This is a genomic window from Pseudomonas sp. P106(2024) (genome assembly GCF_057480815.1).
The window spans coordinates 1-15,993 of sequence record NZ_JBLIYU010000030.1; the positions used below are offsets into that span (position 1 = coordinate 1).

General features: G+C 58.7%; 14 protein-coding genes and 1 tRNA gene. All 15 read left to right on the top strand.

What is annotated here, in order from left to right:
* Positions 1 to 118 (top strand): EF-Tu C-terminal domain-related protein (locus tag AC25M7_RS25135; RefSeq protein WP_082476772.1); only part of this gene is annotated, 118 nt, incomplete at its 5' end.
* A 54-nt stretch (positions 119 to 172) separates the two neighbouring features.
* Positions 173 to 248 (top strand) — tRNA-Trp (locus AC25M7_RS25140).
* 43 nt (positions 249 to 291) lie between these two features.
* Complete coding sequence (secE, locus tag AC25M7_RS25145; RefSeq protein WP_011531879.1) at positions 292 to 660, top strand: preprotein translocase subunit SecE; 369 nt, start codon at positions 292 to 294, stop codon at positions 658 to 660.
* Positions 661 to 669: 9 nt separating this feature from the next.
* A complete protein-coding gene (gene nusG, locus AC25M7_RS25150; protein ID WP_011531880.1) occupies positions 670 to 1,203 on the top strand; it encodes a transcription termination/antitermination protein NusG in 534 nt (177 codons plus the stop codon).
* A 119-nt stretch (positions 1,204 to 1,322) separates the two neighbouring features.
* Entirely contained in the window at positions 1,323 to 1,754 is a 432-nt protein-coding gene (rplK, locus tag AC25M7_RS25155; protein ID WP_028692261.1) for a 50S ribosomal protein L11, read from the top strand.
* Positions 1,754 to 2,449 (top strand): 50S ribosomal protein L1, encoded by a 696-nt coding sequence (gene rplA, locus AC25M7_RS25160; protein ID WP_028692260.1) that lies wholly within the window; start codon positions 1,754 to 1,756, stop codon positions 2,447 to 2,449. Before rplK ends, rplA begins: the two co-directional genes overlap by 1 nt.
* A gap of 198 nt (positions 2,450 to 2,647) precedes the next feature.
* Positions 2,648 to 3,148, top strand: coding sequence for a 50S ribosomal protein L10 (rplJ, locus tag AC25M7_RS25165; protein WP_003257082.1), 501 nt, complete (start codon positions 2,648 to 2,650; stop codon positions 3,146 to 3,148).
* A 78-nt stretch (positions 3,149 to 3,226) separates the two neighbouring features.
* Positions 3,227 to 3,595, top strand: coding sequence for a 50S ribosomal protein L7/L12 (gene rplL / locus AC25M7_RS25170; RefSeq protein WP_011531883.1), 369 nt, complete (start codon positions 3,227 to 3,229; stop codon positions 3,593 to 3,595).
* Positions 3,596 to 3,645: 50 nt separating this feature from the next.
* The gene (locus AC25M7_RS25175; RefSeq protein ID WP_143496079.1) at positions 3,646 to 3,834 is read left to right on the top strand and encodes a hypothetical protein; all 189 of its coding nucleotides are present in this window, start codon (positions 3,646 to 3,648) and stop codon (positions 3,832 to 3,834) included.
* A complete protein-coding gene (gene rpoB, locus AC25M7_RS25180; RefSeq protein ID WP_028692259.1) occupies positions 3,815 to 7,888 on the top strand; it encodes a DNA-directed RNA polymerase subunit beta in 4,074 nt (1,357 codons plus the stop codon). The genes AC25M7_RS25175 and rpoB overlap by 20 nt, the downstream gene beginning before the upstream one ends.
* 63 nt (positions 7,889 to 7,951) lie before the next feature.
* Positions 7,952 to 12,151, top strand: coding sequence for a DNA-directed RNA polymerase subunit beta' (gene rpoC, locus AC25M7_RS25185; protein WP_028692258.1), 4,200 nt, complete (start codon positions 7,952 to 7,954; stop codon positions 12,149 to 12,151).
* Positions 12,152 to 12,362: 211 nt separating this feature from the next.
* Positions 12,363 to 12,734 carry a 30S ribosomal protein S12 gene (gene rpsL, locus AC25M7_RS25190; protein WP_003255492.1) on the top strand — a complete coding sequence of 124 codons (372 nt, stop codon included), beginning with the start codon at positions 12,363 to 12,365 and terminating at the stop codon, positions 12,732 to 12,734.
* Between the two features lie 106 nt (positions 12,735 to 12,840).
* Positions 12,841 to 13,311, top strand: coding sequence for a 30S ribosomal protein S7 (rpsG, locus tag AC25M7_RS25195; RefSeq protein WP_003246741.1), 471 nt, complete (start codon positions 12,841 to 12,843; stop codon positions 13,309 to 13,311).
* Between the two features lie 30 nt (positions 13,312 to 13,341).
* Positions 13,342 to 15,489: an elongation factor G gene (gene fusA, locus AC25M7_RS25200; RefSeq protein WP_028692257.1), complete on the top strand. Its 2,148-nt coding sequence runs from the start codon at positions 13,342 to 13,344 to the stop codon at positions 15,487 to 15,489.
* Between the two features lie 27 nt (positions 15,490 to 15,516).
* Positions 15,517 to 15,993: GTP-binding protein (locus AC25M7_RS25205; RefSeq protein ID WP_486971613.1), on the top strand; the 477-nt coding region annotated here is incomplete at its 3' end.

Below are 15,993 nucleotides of genomic sequence, written 5' to 3' on the forward strand. Positions count from 1 at the left end.
CATCCAGATGACTGTCACCCTGATCAAGACCATCGCAATGGAAGACGGTCTGCGCTTCGCCATCCGTGAAGGCGGTCGTACCGTCGGCGCCGGCGTCGTAGCGAAAATTATTGAATAAGTAGTTGATTTACTTGATCAGGCCGGTATAATGGCCGGCCTGATACAGCGTTATAGGTCAGTAGCTCAATTGGCAGAGCGACGGTCTCCAAAACCGTAGGTTGGGGGTTCGATTCCCTCCTGACCTGCCATTCACCTCGGTGTGATGGCTTTCTTCTCACAGGATCCTCCTCGATGACTCCCAAAACTGAAGCCCAAGAATCGCGTTTTGATCTGTTCAAGTGGCTCGCTGTTGTCGCATTGGTAGTCGTCGGTGTCGTGGGTAATCAGTATTACTCCGCGTCGCCGATCCTGTATCGCGTACTTGTCCTGCTTGCCCTGGCTGCTGTCGCTGGCTTCGTTGCCCTGCAGACCGCCAAAGGTAAGTCGTTCTTTGCGCTGGCGAAGGAAGCTCGTACCGAGATCCGTAAAGTCGTGTGGCCGACCCGCCAAGAAACCACTCAGACCACGCTGATTGTCGTGGCTGTAGTTCTGGTCATGGCGCTGCTGTTGTGGGGTCTAGATTCCCTGCTCGGCTGGTTGGTCTCCTTGATCGTTGGCTAAGGGTGTCTCGTGGCTAAGCGTTGGTATGTTGTGCATGCTTACTCGGGTTACGAGAAGCATGTAATGCGCTCCCTGATCGAGCGCGTCAAGCTGGCTGGCATGGAAGACGAATTCGGCGAGATCCTGGTCCCGACCGAAGAAGTCGTCGAAATGCGCAACGGCCAGAAGCGCAAGAGCGAGCGTAAGTTCTTCCCTGGCTATGTGCTGGTCCAGATGGAAATGAACGAAGGGACTTGGCACCTTGTCAAGGATACCCCTCGGGTCATGGGTTTCATTGGTGGTACCGCAGACAAGCCTGCGCCGATCACCGATAAAGAGGCAGAGGCCATCCTGCGTCGCGTTGCCGACGGGAGTGACAAGCCGAAGCCGAAGACGCTGTTCGAGCCGGGTGAAGTGGTTCGCGTCATTGATGGTCCGTTCGCCGACTTCAATGGCAGTGTCGAAGAGGTTAACTACGAAAAGAGCCGTCTGCAGGTTGCAGTGCTCATTTTCGGTCGCTCCACCCCGGTGGAGCTCGAGTTCAGCCAGGTCGAAAAGGTCTAGCAGAACGCAGCATCCCATACCCCGCAGCCCTATGTGCTGCGGGGTTTTGTCGTCACTGGGATAAAACGCAAGTCAAACGGGGAGCCATCAGGCGTTCGTACCCGAATTTGGAGTAGCTCATGGCTAAGAAGATTCAGGCTTACATCAAGCTGCAAGTAAAGGCCGGCCAGGCCAACCCAAGCCCACCCGTTGGTCCAGCACTGGGTCAACACGGTGTGAACATCATGGAATTCTGCAAGGCCTTCAACGCCCGTACCCAGGGTCAAGAGCCAGGTCTGCCGACTCCAGTGATCATCACTGTCTACAGTGACCGTAGCTTCACCTTCGAGACCAAGAGCACCCCTGCCTCGGTTCTGCTGAAGAAAGCTGCTGGCCTGACCAGCGGTTCGGCTCGCCCGAACACCGTCAAGGTCGGTACCGTCACCCGTGCTCAGCTGGAAGAGATCGCCAAGGCCAAGCAGGCCGATCTGACCGCTGCTGACATGGACGCTGCTGTACGCACCATCGCCGGCTCCGCCCGTAGCATGGGCCTGAACGTGGAGGGTGTGTAATGGCTAAGCTGACCAAGCGCCAAAAGGCTATCGCCGAGAAAATCGAAGCAGGCAAGGCCTACAACTTCGAAGAAGCCGCAACCCTGCTGGCTTCGCTGCCGGCTGCCAAGTTCGTCGAGTCGTACGACATCGCCGTCAACCTCGGTGTTGACCCACGTAAATCCGACCAGGTCGTTCGTAGCGCTACCGTGCTGCCACACGGCACTGGCAAGACCGTACGTGTTGCCGTCTTCACCCAGGGCCCAGCTGCTGAGGCCGCTCTGGCTGCCGGCGCTGACCGCGTAGGTATGGACGACCTGGCTGCCGAAATGAAAGGCGGCGACCTGAACTATGACGTCGTCATCGCATCGCCTGATGCAATGCGCGTTGTAGGTCAGCTGGGTCAGGTTCTGGGTCCTCGCGGCCTGATGCCTAACCCGAAAGTCGGTACCGTGACCCCAGACGTAGCCACTGCCGTGAAAAACGCCAAGGCTGGTCAGGTTCGCTACCGTACCGACAAGAACGGTATCATCCATACCTCCGTTGGCAAGATCGGCTTCGAAGCCGGCAAGCTGAAGGAAAACGTTGAAGCCCTGATCGCTGATCTGAAGCGTATCAAGCCGGCTTCCTCGAAAGGTATCTACGTCAAGCGCGTTACCCTGAGCACCACCATGGGCCCAGGTCTGATCATCGATCAGAGCTCGCTGAACGTGTAATGCTCGGTCGGTGCGATCTTGGTCGCACCGGCTACTAAATTGGGGTCCCTGCCTGGCGGGGGCTATCCAAGACCGTAGGCGGCGCAAGCCTTAAACCTCAAGCCTACGCAGATGGTGCTCCCGATTCGTTCGCGAATCAGACACCAAAACGACATCCGGCTTCGGCCAGATGAAACGGTAGAAACCAGGAGTAAACCCGTGGCAATTAAACTCGAAGACAAGAAGGCCATCGTCGCTGAAGTCAACGAGGCTGCCAAAGTCGCTCTGTCCGCTGTCGTGGCTGATGCCCGTGGTGTGACTGTAGGCGCAATGACCGGACTCCGTAAAGAGGCCCGCGAAGCTGGCGTTTACGTACGTGTCGTACGTAACACCCTGCTCAAGCGCGCTGTTGAAGGCACCGAATTCTCGATCCTCAACGACGCGTTCAAAGGCCCGACCCTGATTGCTTTCTCCAACGAACACCCGGGCGCTGCTGCCCGCCTGTTCAAAGAGTTCGCCAAGGGTCAGGACAAGTTCGAGATCAAGGCAGCTGCGTTTGACGGCAAGTTCCTTGCCGCTAACCAGATCGACGTGCTGGCAACCCTGCCAACTCGCGACGAGGCTATCGCACAGCTGATGAGCGTAATCCAAGGTGCAACCAGCAAGCTGGCTCGTACCCTGGCAGCTCTGCGCGACCAGAAAGAAGCTGCTGCTGCCTAAGGCACGCGCAACACTTTCAAAATCATACGTTTAATTTGATGGCTGCGTAGGCTGTCACCCCAATACAGGATTTAAGTCATGTCTCTGACTAACGAGCAAATCATCGAAGCAATCGGCCAGAAAACCGTTCTGGAAATTGTTGAGCTGATCAAAGCGATGGAAGAAACCTTCGGCGTTACCGCTGCTGCCGCTGTTGCCGCTGGCCCAGCTGTTGCTGCTGCCGCTGCTGAAGAGCAGACCGAGTTCAACGTCGTTCTGACCGAAGCTGGCGACAAGAAGGTCAACGTGATCAAGGCAGTTCGTGAACTGACCGGTCTGGGCCTGAAAGAAGCCAAAGAGAAAGTCGACGGCGCTCCTCAGGTCATCGCTGAAGGCGTTTCGAAAGAAGCCGCTGAAGACGCGAAGAAGAAGCTGGAAGAAGCTGGCGCTAAAGTCGAGCTGAAGTAATTTCGACTTTGCGACTCCAGTCCGAGCGTTAAGCGAAGGACTGATGGCTGGTGGCTTATGCCACCGGCCTTTTTCCGTTATTGGTGGCCGATCAGGTCGGCCCCGATAACGAGCTGCAAGACACCCATGAGGGTGGCGCAAACCAAGAGGTTTGCACGATTTTCGGCTGCTCCCGCCGGGAGATGCCAAACAAGCAGGTGACCAAGCTGGGGAATGCTGATGGCTTACTCATACACTGAGAAAAAACGTATCCGCAAGGACTTTAGCAAGTTGCCGGACGTCATGGATGTGCCTTACCTCCTGGCCATCCAGCTGGATTCGTATCGCGAATTCCTGCAGGCGGGAGCATCCAAGGATCAGTTCCGCGACGTCGGCCTGCATGCGGCCTTCAAATCGGTATTCCCGATCATCAGCTACTCCGGCAATGCTGCCCTGGAGTACGTCGGCTATCGCCTGGGCGAGCCGGCGTTCGATGTGAAGGAATGTGTCCTGCGTGGTGTGACCTTCGCGGTCCCGCTGCGGGTGAAGGTGCGCCTGATCATCTTCGACAAGGAATCGTCGAACAAAGCGATCAAGGACATCAAAGAGCAAGAAGTCTACATGGGTGAAATCCCCCTGATGACTGAGAACGGTACCTTCGTAATCAACGGTACCGAGCGTGTGATCGTATCTCAGCTGCACCGCTCGCCGGGTGTGTTCTTCGACCACGACCGTGGCAAGACCCACAGCTCGGGCAAGCTGCTGTACTCCGCGCGCATCATCCCTTACCGCGGTTCCTGGCTGGACTTCGAGTTCGACCCGAAGGACTGCGTGTTCGTGCGTATCGACCGTCGCCGCAAACTGCCGGCCTCGGTACTGCTGCGCGCGCTGGGCTACAGCACCGAAGAAGTACTCAACACCTTCTACACCACCAACGTGTTCCACCTGTCCGGCGAAAAACTGAGCCTGGAACTGGTGCCTCAGCGTCTGCGTGGTGAAGTTGCGGTCATGGACATCCATGACGGCAGCGGCAAGGTCATCGTCGAGCAAGGCCGCCGTATCACCGCGCGCCACATCAACCAGCTGGAAAAGGCTGGCGTGAAAGAGCTGGACGTACCGCTGGAGTACGTGCTGGGTCGCACCACCGCCAAGGCGATCGTGCACCCTGCCACCGGCGAGATCATCGCCGAGTGCAACACCGAGCTGACCACCGACCTGCTGGTGAAGATCGCCAAGGCCCAGGTTGTCCGCGTCGAGACCCTGTACACCAACGACATCGACTGCGGTCCGTTCATCTCGGATACCCTGAAGATCGACACCACCAGCAACCAACTGGAAGCGCTGGTCGAGATCTACCGCATGATGCGTCCAGGCGAGCCGCCAACCAAGGATGCCGCCGAGACCCTGTTCAACAACCTGTTCTTCAGCGCCGAGCGTTACGACCTGTCGGCCGTTGGTCGCATGAAGTTCAACCGTCGTATCGGTCGCACCGAGATCGAAGGTTCGGGCGTGCTGAGCAAGGAAGACATCGTCGAGGTCCTCAAGACCCTGGTCGATATCCGTAACGGCAAGGGCATCGTCGACGACATCGACCACCTCGGTAACCGTCGCGTCCGTTGTGTCGGCGAGATGGCCGAGAACCAGTTCCGCGTTGGCCTGGTGCGCGTAGAGCGTGCGGTCAAAGAGCGCCTGTCGATGGCTGAAAGCGAAGGCCTGATGCCGCAGGACCTGATCAACGCCAAGCCGGTAGCGGCGGCGGTGAAGGAGTTCTTCGGTTCGAGCCAGCTCTCGCAGTTCATGGACCAGAACAACCCGCTCTCCGAGATCACCCACAAGCGCCGCGTCTCCGCACTCGGCCCGGGTGGTCTGACCCGTGAGCGCGCCGGCTTCGAAGTCCGTGACGTACACCCGACCCACTACGGCCGCGTGTGCCCGATCGAGACCCCTGAAGGTCCGAACATCGGTCTGATCAACTCCCTGGCGGCCTATGCCCGCACCAACCAGTACGGCTTCCTGGAAAGCCCGTACCGCGTGGTGAAGGAAGGCGTTGTCAGCGACGACATCGTGTTCCTGTCGGCCATCGAAGAAGCCGATCACGTCATCGCCCAGGCTTCGGCCGCGATGAACGAGAAGAAGCAGCTGGTCGATGAGCTGGTAGCCGTTCGTCACCTGAACGAATTCACCGTCAAGGCGCCGGAAGACGTCACCCTGATGGACGTTTCGCCGAAGCAGGTAGTCTCGGTCGCAGCGTCGCTGATTCCGTTCCTCGAGCACGACGACGCCAACCGTGCGTTGATGGGTTCGAACATGCAGCGTCAGGCTGTACCGACCCTGCGTGCCGACAAGCCGTTGGTAGGTACCGGCATGGAGCGCAACGTCGCCCGTGACTCCGGTGTTTGCGTGGTTGCTCGCCGCGGTGGTGTGATCGACTCGGTCGACGCCAGCCGTATCGTTGTCCGCGTTGCCGACGACGAAGTGGAAACCGGCGAAGCAGGTGTGGATATCTACAACCTGACCAAGTACACCCGTTCGAACCAGAACACCTGCATCAACCAGCGTCCGCTGGTGAGCAAGGGTGACAAGGTTCAGCGTGGCGACATCATGGCCGACGGCCCGTCCACCGACATGGGTGAACTGGCACTGGGTCAGAACATGCGCATCGCGTTCATGGCGTGGAACGGCTTCAACTTCGAAGACTCCATCTGCCTGTCCGAGCGTGTGGTCCAGGAAGACCGCTTCACCACGATCCACATCCAGGAACTGACCTGTGTGGCGCGTGACACCAAGCTTGGCCCAGAGGAAATCACCGCGGACATCCCGAACGTGGGTGAGGCTGCGCTGAACAAGCTGGACGAAGCCGGTATCGTCTACGTGGGTGCCGAAGTCGGCGCTGGCGATATCCTGGTCGGCAAGGTAACGCCAAAAGGCGAAACCCAGCTGACGCCGGAAGAAAAACTGCTGCGCGCAATCTTCGGTGAGAAGGCCAGCGACGTCAAAGACACCTCCCTGCGCGTGCCGACCGGCACCAAGGGCACCGTCATCGACGTCCAGGTCTTCACCCGCGATGGCGTCGAGCGCGACAGCCGCGCCCTGGCCATCGAGAAGATGCAGCTGGACGAAATCCGCAAGGACCTCAACGAAGAGTTCCGCATCGTCGAAGGCGCGACCTTCGAGCGTCTGCGTTCTGCCCTGAACGGCCAGGTGGTCGACGGTGGCGCGGGCCTGAAGAAAGGCACCGTGATCACCGATGACGTCCTGAACGGTCTGGAGCACGGCCAGTGGTTCAAACTGCGCATGGCCGAAGATGCACTGAACGAGCAGCTGGAAAAGGCCCAGCAGTACATCGTCGATCGCCGTCGCCTGCTGGACGACAAGTTCGAAGACAAGAAGCGCAAGCTGCAGCAGGGCGATGACCTGGCTCCAGGCGTACTGAAGATCGTCAAGGTCTACCTGGCAATCCGCCGTCGCATCCAGCCGGGTGACAAGATGGCCGGTCGTCACGGTAACAAGGGTGTCGTCTCGGTAATCATGCCGGTCGAAGACATGCCGCACGACGCCAACGGTACTCCGGTCGACGTCGTACTGAACCCGCTGGGCGTACCTTCGCGTATGAACGTCGGTCAGATTCTCGAAACCCACCTGGGCCTCGCGGCCAAGGGTCTGGGCGAGAAGATCGACCGCATGATCGAAGAGCAGCGTAAAGCCGCTGAACTGCGTACCTTCCTCACCGAGATCTACAACGAAATCGGTGGGCGTCAGGAGAACTTGGAAGAGTTCACCGACGAAGAGATCCTCGCCCTGGCGAACAACCTGAAGAAAGGCGTGCCTATGGCTACTCCGGTCTTCGACGGTGCCAAGGAGCGTGAGATCAAGGCCATGCTGAAACTGGCAGACCTGCCGGAAAGCGGCCAGATGGTGCTGTTCGATGGCCGTACCGGCAATAAGTTCGAGCGTCCTGTGACCGTGGGTTACATGTACATGCTCAAGCTGAACCACTTGGTGGACGACAAGATGCACGCGCGTTCCACTGGTTCCTACAGCCTGGTTACCCAGCAGCCGCTGGGTGGTAAGGCGCAGTTCGGTGGTCAGCGTTTCGGGGAGATGGAAGTGTGGGCGCTGGAAGCATACGGCGCGGCATACACCCTGCAAGAAATGCTCACAGTGAAGTCGGACGACGTGAACGGCCGTACCAAGATGTACAAGAACATCGTGGATGGCGATCACCGTATGGAGCCGGGCATGCCCGAGTCCTTCAACGTGTTGATCAAAGAGATCCGTTCGCTCGGTATCGATATCGATCTGGAAACCGAATAACACGTGACGCGAAGGGGAGTGGGCAGGTAATGCCCGCTCCCTGCTCCGCCAGGAGGAAAGGCCTTGAAAGACCTACTGAATTTGCTGAAAAACCAGGGTCAAGTCGAAGAGTTCGACGCCATCCGCATCGGTCTGGCGTCGCCTGAAATGATCCGTTCGTGGTCGTTCGGTGAAGTTAAGAAGCCGGAAACCATCAACTACCGTACGTTCAAGCCTGAGCGTGACGGCCTGTTCTGCGCCAAGATCTTTGGCCCAGTCAAGGACTACGAGTGCCTGTGCGGTAAGTACAAGCGCCTGAAGCACCGTGGCGTGATCTGCGAGAAGTGCGGCGTTGAAGTCGCCCTGGCCAAGGTTCGTCGTGAGCGCATGGCGCACATCGAACTGGCTTCGCCGGTTGCCCACATCTGGTTCCTGAAGTCGCTGCCGTCCCGTATCGGCCTGCTGATGGACATGACCTTGCGTGATATCGAGCGCGTGCTCTATTTCGAGAGCTATGTCGTTATCGACCCGGGCATGACCACCCTCGAGAAGGGTCAGCTGCTCAACGACGAACAGTACTTCGAAGCGCTGGAAGAGTTCGGTGACGACTTCGACGCCCGCATGGGTGCCGAGGCTGTCCGCGAGCTGCTGCACGCTATCGACCTGGAGCACGAGATCGGCCGCCTGCGCGAAGAGATTCCGCAGACCAACTCGGAAACCAAGATCAAGAAGCTGTCCAAGCGCCTGAAGCTGATGGAAGCTTTCCAGGGCTCGGGCAACCTGCCTGAGTGGATGGTCCTGACCGTCCTGCCAGTACTGCCGCCGGACCTGCGTCCGCTGGTACCGCTGGATGGCGGCCGCTTCGCGACCTCCGACCTGAACGACCTGTATCGTCGGGTGATCAACCGTAACAACCGTCTGAAGCGCCTGCTCGATCTGTCGGCGCCGGACATCATCGTGCGCAACGAAAAGCGCATGCTGCAGGAAGCGGTCGACGCCCTGCTGGACAACGGCCGTCGCGGTCGCGCCATCACCGGCTCGAACAAGCGTCCGCTGAAGTCCCTGGCCGACATGATCAAAGGTAAGCAAGGTCGCTTCCGTCAGAACCTGCTCGGTAAGCGCGTGGACTACTCCGGCCGTTCGGTAATTACCGTTGGTCCGACCCTGCGTCTGCACCAGTGCGGTCTGCCGAAGAAGATGGCCCTTGAGCTGTTCAAGCCGTTCATTTTCGGCAAGCTGGAAATGCGTGGTCTGGCGACCACCATCAAGGCCGCCAAGAAGATGGTCGAGCGCGAGCTGCCAGAGGTGTGGGACGTCCTTGCCGAAGTGATTCGCGAACACCCCGTACTGCTCAACCGTGCACCGACCCTGCACCGTCTGGGTATCCAGGCCTTTGAACCGGTTCTGATCGAAGGCAAGGCTATTCAGCTGCACCCGCTGGTCTGCGCCGCGTACAACGCCGACTTCGACGGTGACCAGATGGCCGTTCACGTGCCGCTGACCCTGGAAGCCCAGCTCGAAGCGCGCGCGCTGATGATGTCGACCAACAACATCCTGTCGCCAGCCAACGGTGAGCCAATCATCGTTCCGTCGCAGGACGTTGTACTGGGTCTGTACTACATGACCCGTGAAGCCATCAATGCCAAGGGCGAAGGTCGCGTGTTCGCCGACCTGCAGGAAGTCGACCGCGTATTCCGCGCCGGCGAAGCGGCCCTGCACGCGAAAATCAAGGTCCGTATCAACGAGACCGTGAAAGAGCGCGACGGCTCCATCGTCAAGAACACCCGTATTGTCGACACCACTGTCGGCCGTGCGCTGCTGTTCCAGGTTGTGCCTGCCGGCCTGCCGTTCGACGTGGTCAACCAGTCGATGAAGAAAAAGGCGATCTCCAAGCTGATCAACCAGTGCTACCGCGTGGTTGGTCTGAAAGAGACCGTGATCTTCGCCGACCAGCTGATGTACACCGGTTTTGCTTATTCGACCATTTCCGGCGTTTCGATCGGCGTCAACGACTTCGTGATCCCGGACGAGAAAGCCCGCATCATCGGTACCGCCACCGACGAAGTGAAGGAAATCGAGAGCCAGTACGCCTCCGGCCTGGTTACCCAGGGCGAGAAGTACAACAAGGTCATCGACTTGTGGTCCAAGGCGAACGACGAAGTGTCCAAGGCGATGATGGCCAACCTCTCGAAAGAGAAGGTCGTCGACCGCGAGGGCAAGGAAGTCGAGCAAGAGTCCTTCAACTCGATGTACATGATGGCCGACTCCGGTGCGCGTGGTTCCGCTGCCCAGATTCGTCAGCTGGCCGGTATGCGTGGCCTGATGGCCAAGCCGGACGGCTCGATCATCGAGACGCCGATCACCGCGAACTTCCGTGAAGGTCTGAGCGTACTGCAGTACTTCATCTCGACCCACGGTGCTCGTAAGGGTCTGGCGGATACCGCACTGAAGACTGCTAACTCCGGTTACCTGACTCGTCGTCTGGTAGACGTGGCGCAGGATCTGGTGGTTACCGAGATCGACTGCGGCACCGACCAGGGCCTGCTGATGACCCCGCACATCGAGGGCGGTGACGTTGTCGAGCCGCTGGGTGAGCGTGTACTGGGTCGTGTCATCGCCCGTGACGTGTTCAAGCCAGGCACCGAGGACGTCATCGTTCCGGCCGGTACCCTGGTGGATGAGCAGTGGGTCGAGTTCATCGAGCTGAACAGCATCGATGAAGTGGTCGTGCGTTCGCCGATCAACTGCGAAACCCGCTACGGCATCTGCGCCAAGTGCTACGGTCGCGACCTGGCTCGCGGTCACCAGGTGAACATCGGTGAAGCTGTCGGCGTTATCGCTGCACAGTCGATCGGTGAGCCGGGTACCCAGCTGACCATGCGTACGTTCCACATCGGTGGTGCTGCAAGCCGTACCTCGGCTGCCGACAGCGTCCAGGTGAAGAACGGCGGTATGGTGCGTCTGCACAACCTGAAGCAGGTCGAGCGTGCCGACGGCAACCTGGTTGCCGTATCGCGTTCCGGCGAGCTGGCCATTGCCGATGAATTCGGTCGTGAGCGTGAGCGTTACAAGCTGCCTTACGGTGCGGTGATTTCGGTCAAGGAAGGTGAGAAGGTCGAAGCTGGCGCCATCGTCGCCAAGTGGGACCCGCACACCCACCCGATCGTTACCGAGCTCAAAGGTACCGTGACCTTCGTGGGCATGGAAGAAAACATCACCATCAAGCGCCAGACCGACGAACTGACCGGCCTGACCAACATTGAAGTGATGGACGTCAAGGATCGCCCTGCCGCCGGCAAGGAAATCCGTCCGGCGATCAAGATGGTCGACGCCAACGGCAAGGACCTGTACCTGCCAGGCACCGACGTGCCTGCCCAGTACTTCCTGCCGGCCAACGCCCTTGTCGGTGTGGCTGACGGTGCCCAGATCGGCGTCGGTGACGTTATCGCGCGTATCCCGCAAGAAACGTCGAAGACCCGTGACATCACCGGTGGTCTGCCACGCGTTGCCGACCTGTTCGAAGCGCGTCGTCCGAAAGAAGCCTCGATCCTGGCTGAAGTCAGTGGCACCATCGCGTTCGGTAAAGAGACCAAGGGCAAGCGTCGTCTGGTCATCACTCCGACCGACGGTAGCGATCCGTACGAAGAGCTGATTCCGAAGTGGCGCCACCTGAACGTCTTCGAAGGCGAACAGGTAAACCGCGGCGAAGTCATCTCCGACGGCCCGAGCGATCCGCACGACATCCTGCGTCTGCTGGGTGTGAGCGCGCTGGCGAAGTACATCGTCAACGAGATCCAGGACGTTTACCGTCTGCAAGGCGTGAAGATCAACGACAAGCACATCGAGACCATCCTGCGTCAGATGCTGCGCAAGGTCGAGATCTCCGAGTCGGGCGATTCCAGCTTCATCAAGGGCGACCAGATGGAACTGACTCAGGTACTGGTAGAGAACGAGCGTCTCGCCAGCGAAGACAAGTTCATCTCCAAGTTCACCCGTGTGCTGCTGGGTATCACCAAGGCCTCGCTGTCCACCGAATCGTTCATCTCGGCGGCTTCCTTCCAGGAAACCACCCGCGTACTGACCGAAGCGGCGGTAACCGGCAAGCGCGACTACCTGCGCGGCCTGAAAGAGAACGTGGTCGTGGGTCGCCTGATCCCGGCTGGTACTGGTCTGGCCTACCACAGCGAGCGCAAGCGTCGCCGTGATGCCGACAAGCCGCTGCGTGTGAGCGCCAGTGAGGTGGAAGCCGCACTGACCGAAGCGCTGAACTCCAGCGGTAACTAAGTGCAGGGCAGGGCCCCGGCAAGCCTCCAGCGATCATCGGCGACATGAATTGTTGCCGATGATCGGGCGAGGAGGGCCGGGGCCTCGTCTTGACTGGGTGCAAGATCCTCTTTAGACTTTTGTACCCTTAAATTTGGTGAGGCTCCGTCTCGCCAATTTTTGGCTTTCTTGCAAGACAATAGAGTCGCAAGACAATCAGTGGAGCTAGTAGATGGCAACTATCAACCAGCTGGTACGTCAGCCGCGTAAGCGTTCGGTCGAGAAGTCCGACGTTCCTGCGCTGCAGAACTGCCCGCAGCGTCGTGGCGTGTGCACCCGTGTGTACACCACCACGCCGAAAAAACCTAACTCGGCACTGCGTAAAGTATGCCGTGTGCGTCTGACCAACGGTTTCGAGGTTTCCTCGTACATCGGCGGTGAAGGCCACAACCTGCAAGAGCACAGCGTCGTCCTGATCCGTGGCGGCCGTGTAAAAGACTTGCCAGGTGTTCGTTACCACACCGTTCGCGGCTCTCTGGATACTTCGGGCGTCAAAGGCCGTAACCAGGGTCGTTCGAAGTACGGTACCAAGCGTCCGAAGTAATCGGTCGTTTGCAGACATCCATTTTTTTGAGTCGATAAGAGTAAGGTCGGGCAGGGGTCGAAGACCCACGTCCCGGGCTAACCTGAAGACCGTTTGAGGGCTTATCATGCCAAGACGTCGTGTAGCAGCAAAACGTGAGATCCTGGACGATCCGAAGTACGGATCCCAGATCCTCGCCAAGTTCATGAACCACGTGATGGAAAGCGGCAAGAAGGCCGTAGCCGAGCGCATCGTTTACGGTGCCCTGGATACCGTCAAAGCACGCAAGAACAGCGACCCCCTGGAAATCTTCGAGAAAGCTCTCGACGCCATCGCTCCGCTGGTCGAAGTAAAGTCCCGCCGTGTCGGCGGTGCCACTTACCAGGTTCCGGTTGAAGTTCGTCCGTCCCGTCGTAACGCTCTGGCAATGCGCTGGCTCGTAGACTACGCCCGCAAGCGCGGCGAGAAGTCGATGGCTCTGCGCCTGGCTGGCGAGCTGCTGGATGCTGCTGAAGGCAAGGGTGCTGCAGTCAAGAAGCGTGAAGACGTTCACCGTATGGCTGAAGCCAACAAAGCGTTCTCGCACTACCGCTTCTAATTCAAGCATCAATCATTTTGCGAGGGCTTTATGGCTCGTACTACAGCAATTAACCGCTACCGTAACATCGGTATCTGCGCGCACGTTGACGCGGGCAAGACTACCACTACCGAGCGGATCCTGTTCTACACAGGTCTGAGCCACAAGATGGGCGAGGTGCATGACGGCGCCGCGACCACCGACTGGATGGTGCAGGAGCAGGAGCGCGGTATCACCATTACCTCCGCTGCCGTTACCACCTTCTGGAAAGGTTCCCGTGGTCAGTACGACAACTACCGCGTAAACGTCATCGATACCCCCGGCCACGTTGACTTCACCATTGAAGTAGAGCGTTCGCTGCGTGTGCTCGACGGCGCGGTCGTTGTGTTCTGCGGTACCTCCGGCGTTGAGCCACAGTCCGAAACCGTATGGCGTCAAGCCAACAAGTACGGCGTTCCACGTGTTGTCTACGTGAACAAGATGGACCGTGCTGGTGCCAACTTCCTGCGCGTTGTCGGCCAGATCAAGAACCGCCTGGGTCACACCCCGGTCCCGGTCCAGCTGGCTATCGGTGCAGAAGACGACTTCCAGGGTCAGGTTGACCTGATCAAGATGAAAGCCATCTACTGGAACGACGACGACAAAGGTACTACCTACCGTGAGGAAGAGATTCCTGCCGAGCTGGTGGACCTGGCCAACGAATGGCGCAACAACATGGTCGAGGCTGCTGCCGAGGCCAACGAAGAGCTGATGAACAAGTACCTTGAAGAAGGTGACCTGTCCGTCGAAGACATCAAGGCTGGTCTGCGCGCCCGTACCCTGGCGAGCGAGATCGTTCCTGCTGTCTGCGGTTCCTCGTTCAAGAACAAGGGCGTTCCCCTGGTTCTCGACGCCGTTATCGACTTCCTGCCCGCTCCGACCGAAATCCCGGCGATCAAGGGTATCCACCCTGACCTGATCGACGTGCCGAAGGATGAAGTCACTCCAGAGCAGTACGATGAGCGTCCTGCTGACGACAACGAGCCGTTCTCGGCCCTGGCGTTCAAGATTGCCACCGACCCGTTCGTGGGTACTCTGACCTTCGTTCGCGTCTACTCGGGCTTCCTGACCTCCGGTGACTCCGTCATCAACTCGGTCAAGGGCAAGAAAGAGCGCGTTGGTCGTATGGTTCAGATGCACGCCAACCAGCGTGAAGAGATCAAAGAAGTACGCGCTGGTGACATCGCTGCTCTGATCGGCATGAAGGACGTCACCACTGGTGACACCCTGTGCAACGCCGACAAGCCGATCATCCTCGAGCGTATGGACTTCCCTGAGCCGGTAATTTCGCTCTCCGTAGAGCCGAAAACCAAGGCTGACCAGGAGAAGATGGGTATCGCACTGGGCAAGCTGGCTCAGGAAGACCCGTCGTTCCGCGTCAAGACCGACGAAGAAACCGGCCAGACCATCATCTCCGGTATGGGTGAGCTGCACCTGGACATCCTCGTTGACCGCATGAAGCGCGAGTTCAACGTCGAGTGCAACGTCGGCAAGCCGCAGGTTTCCTACCGCGAGAAGATCACCAAGTCCAACGTCGAGATCGAAGGCAAGTTCGTTCGTCAGTCGGGTGGTCGTGGTCAGTTCGGTCACTGCTGGATCCGTTTCTCGGAGCCGGACGTCGACGAGAAGGGCAACATCACCGAAGGTCTGGTGTTCACCAGCGAAGTCGTTGGTGGTGTGATTCCTAAGGAATTCATCGCCCCGATCCAGAAGGGTATCGAAGAGCAGATGAAAAACGGCGTTGTTGCCGGCTATCCGCTGCTCGGCCTGAAGGCTACCGTATTCGACGGTTCGTACCACGATGTCGACTCCAACGAAATGGCGTTCAAGATCGCCGCTTCGATGGCGACCAAGCAACTGGCCCAGAAGGGCGGTGGCGTGGTCCTTGAGCCGATCATGAAGGTCGAAGTTGTAACCCCGGAAGACTACCTGGGTGACGTGATGGGTGACCTGAGCCGTCGTCGCGGGATGATCCAGGGTAATGAAGACTCGGTGTCCGGCAAGGTAATCACTGCTGAGGTACCGCTCGGAGAGATGTTCGGTTACGCAACCGACGTTCGTTCCATGTCTCAGGGTCGCGCAAGCTACTCCATGGAATTCTCCAAATACGCCGAAGCTCCGTCGAACATCGTCGAAGCACTCGTTAAAAAACAAGGCTAATCCCCTTTAGGCAAGAGGTTCACTGTCGTGGCTAAAGAAAAATTTGATCGTTCCCTTCCCCACGTTAACGTCGGCACCATCGGCCACGTTGACCACGGTAAGACCACTCTGACCGCAGCGCTGACCCGCGTCTGCTCCGAAGTTTTCGGTTCGGCCGTTGTTGAGTTCGACAAGATCGACTCGGCTCCGGAAGAAAAAGCGCGCGGTATCACCATCAACACCGCTCACGTCGAGTACAACTCGAACATTCGTCACTACGCTCACGTTGACTGCCCAGGTCACGCTGACTACGTGAAGAACATGATCACCGGTGCTGCCCAGATGGACGGCGCGATCCTGGTTTGCTCGGCCGCCGATGGTCCGATGCCACAAACCCGTGAGCACATCCTGCTGTCCCGTCAGGTAGGCGTTCCGTACATCGTGGTCTTCCTGAACAAGGCTGACCTGGTAGACGACGCTGAGCTGCTGGAACTGGTCGAGATGGAAGTTCGCGACCTGCTGTCC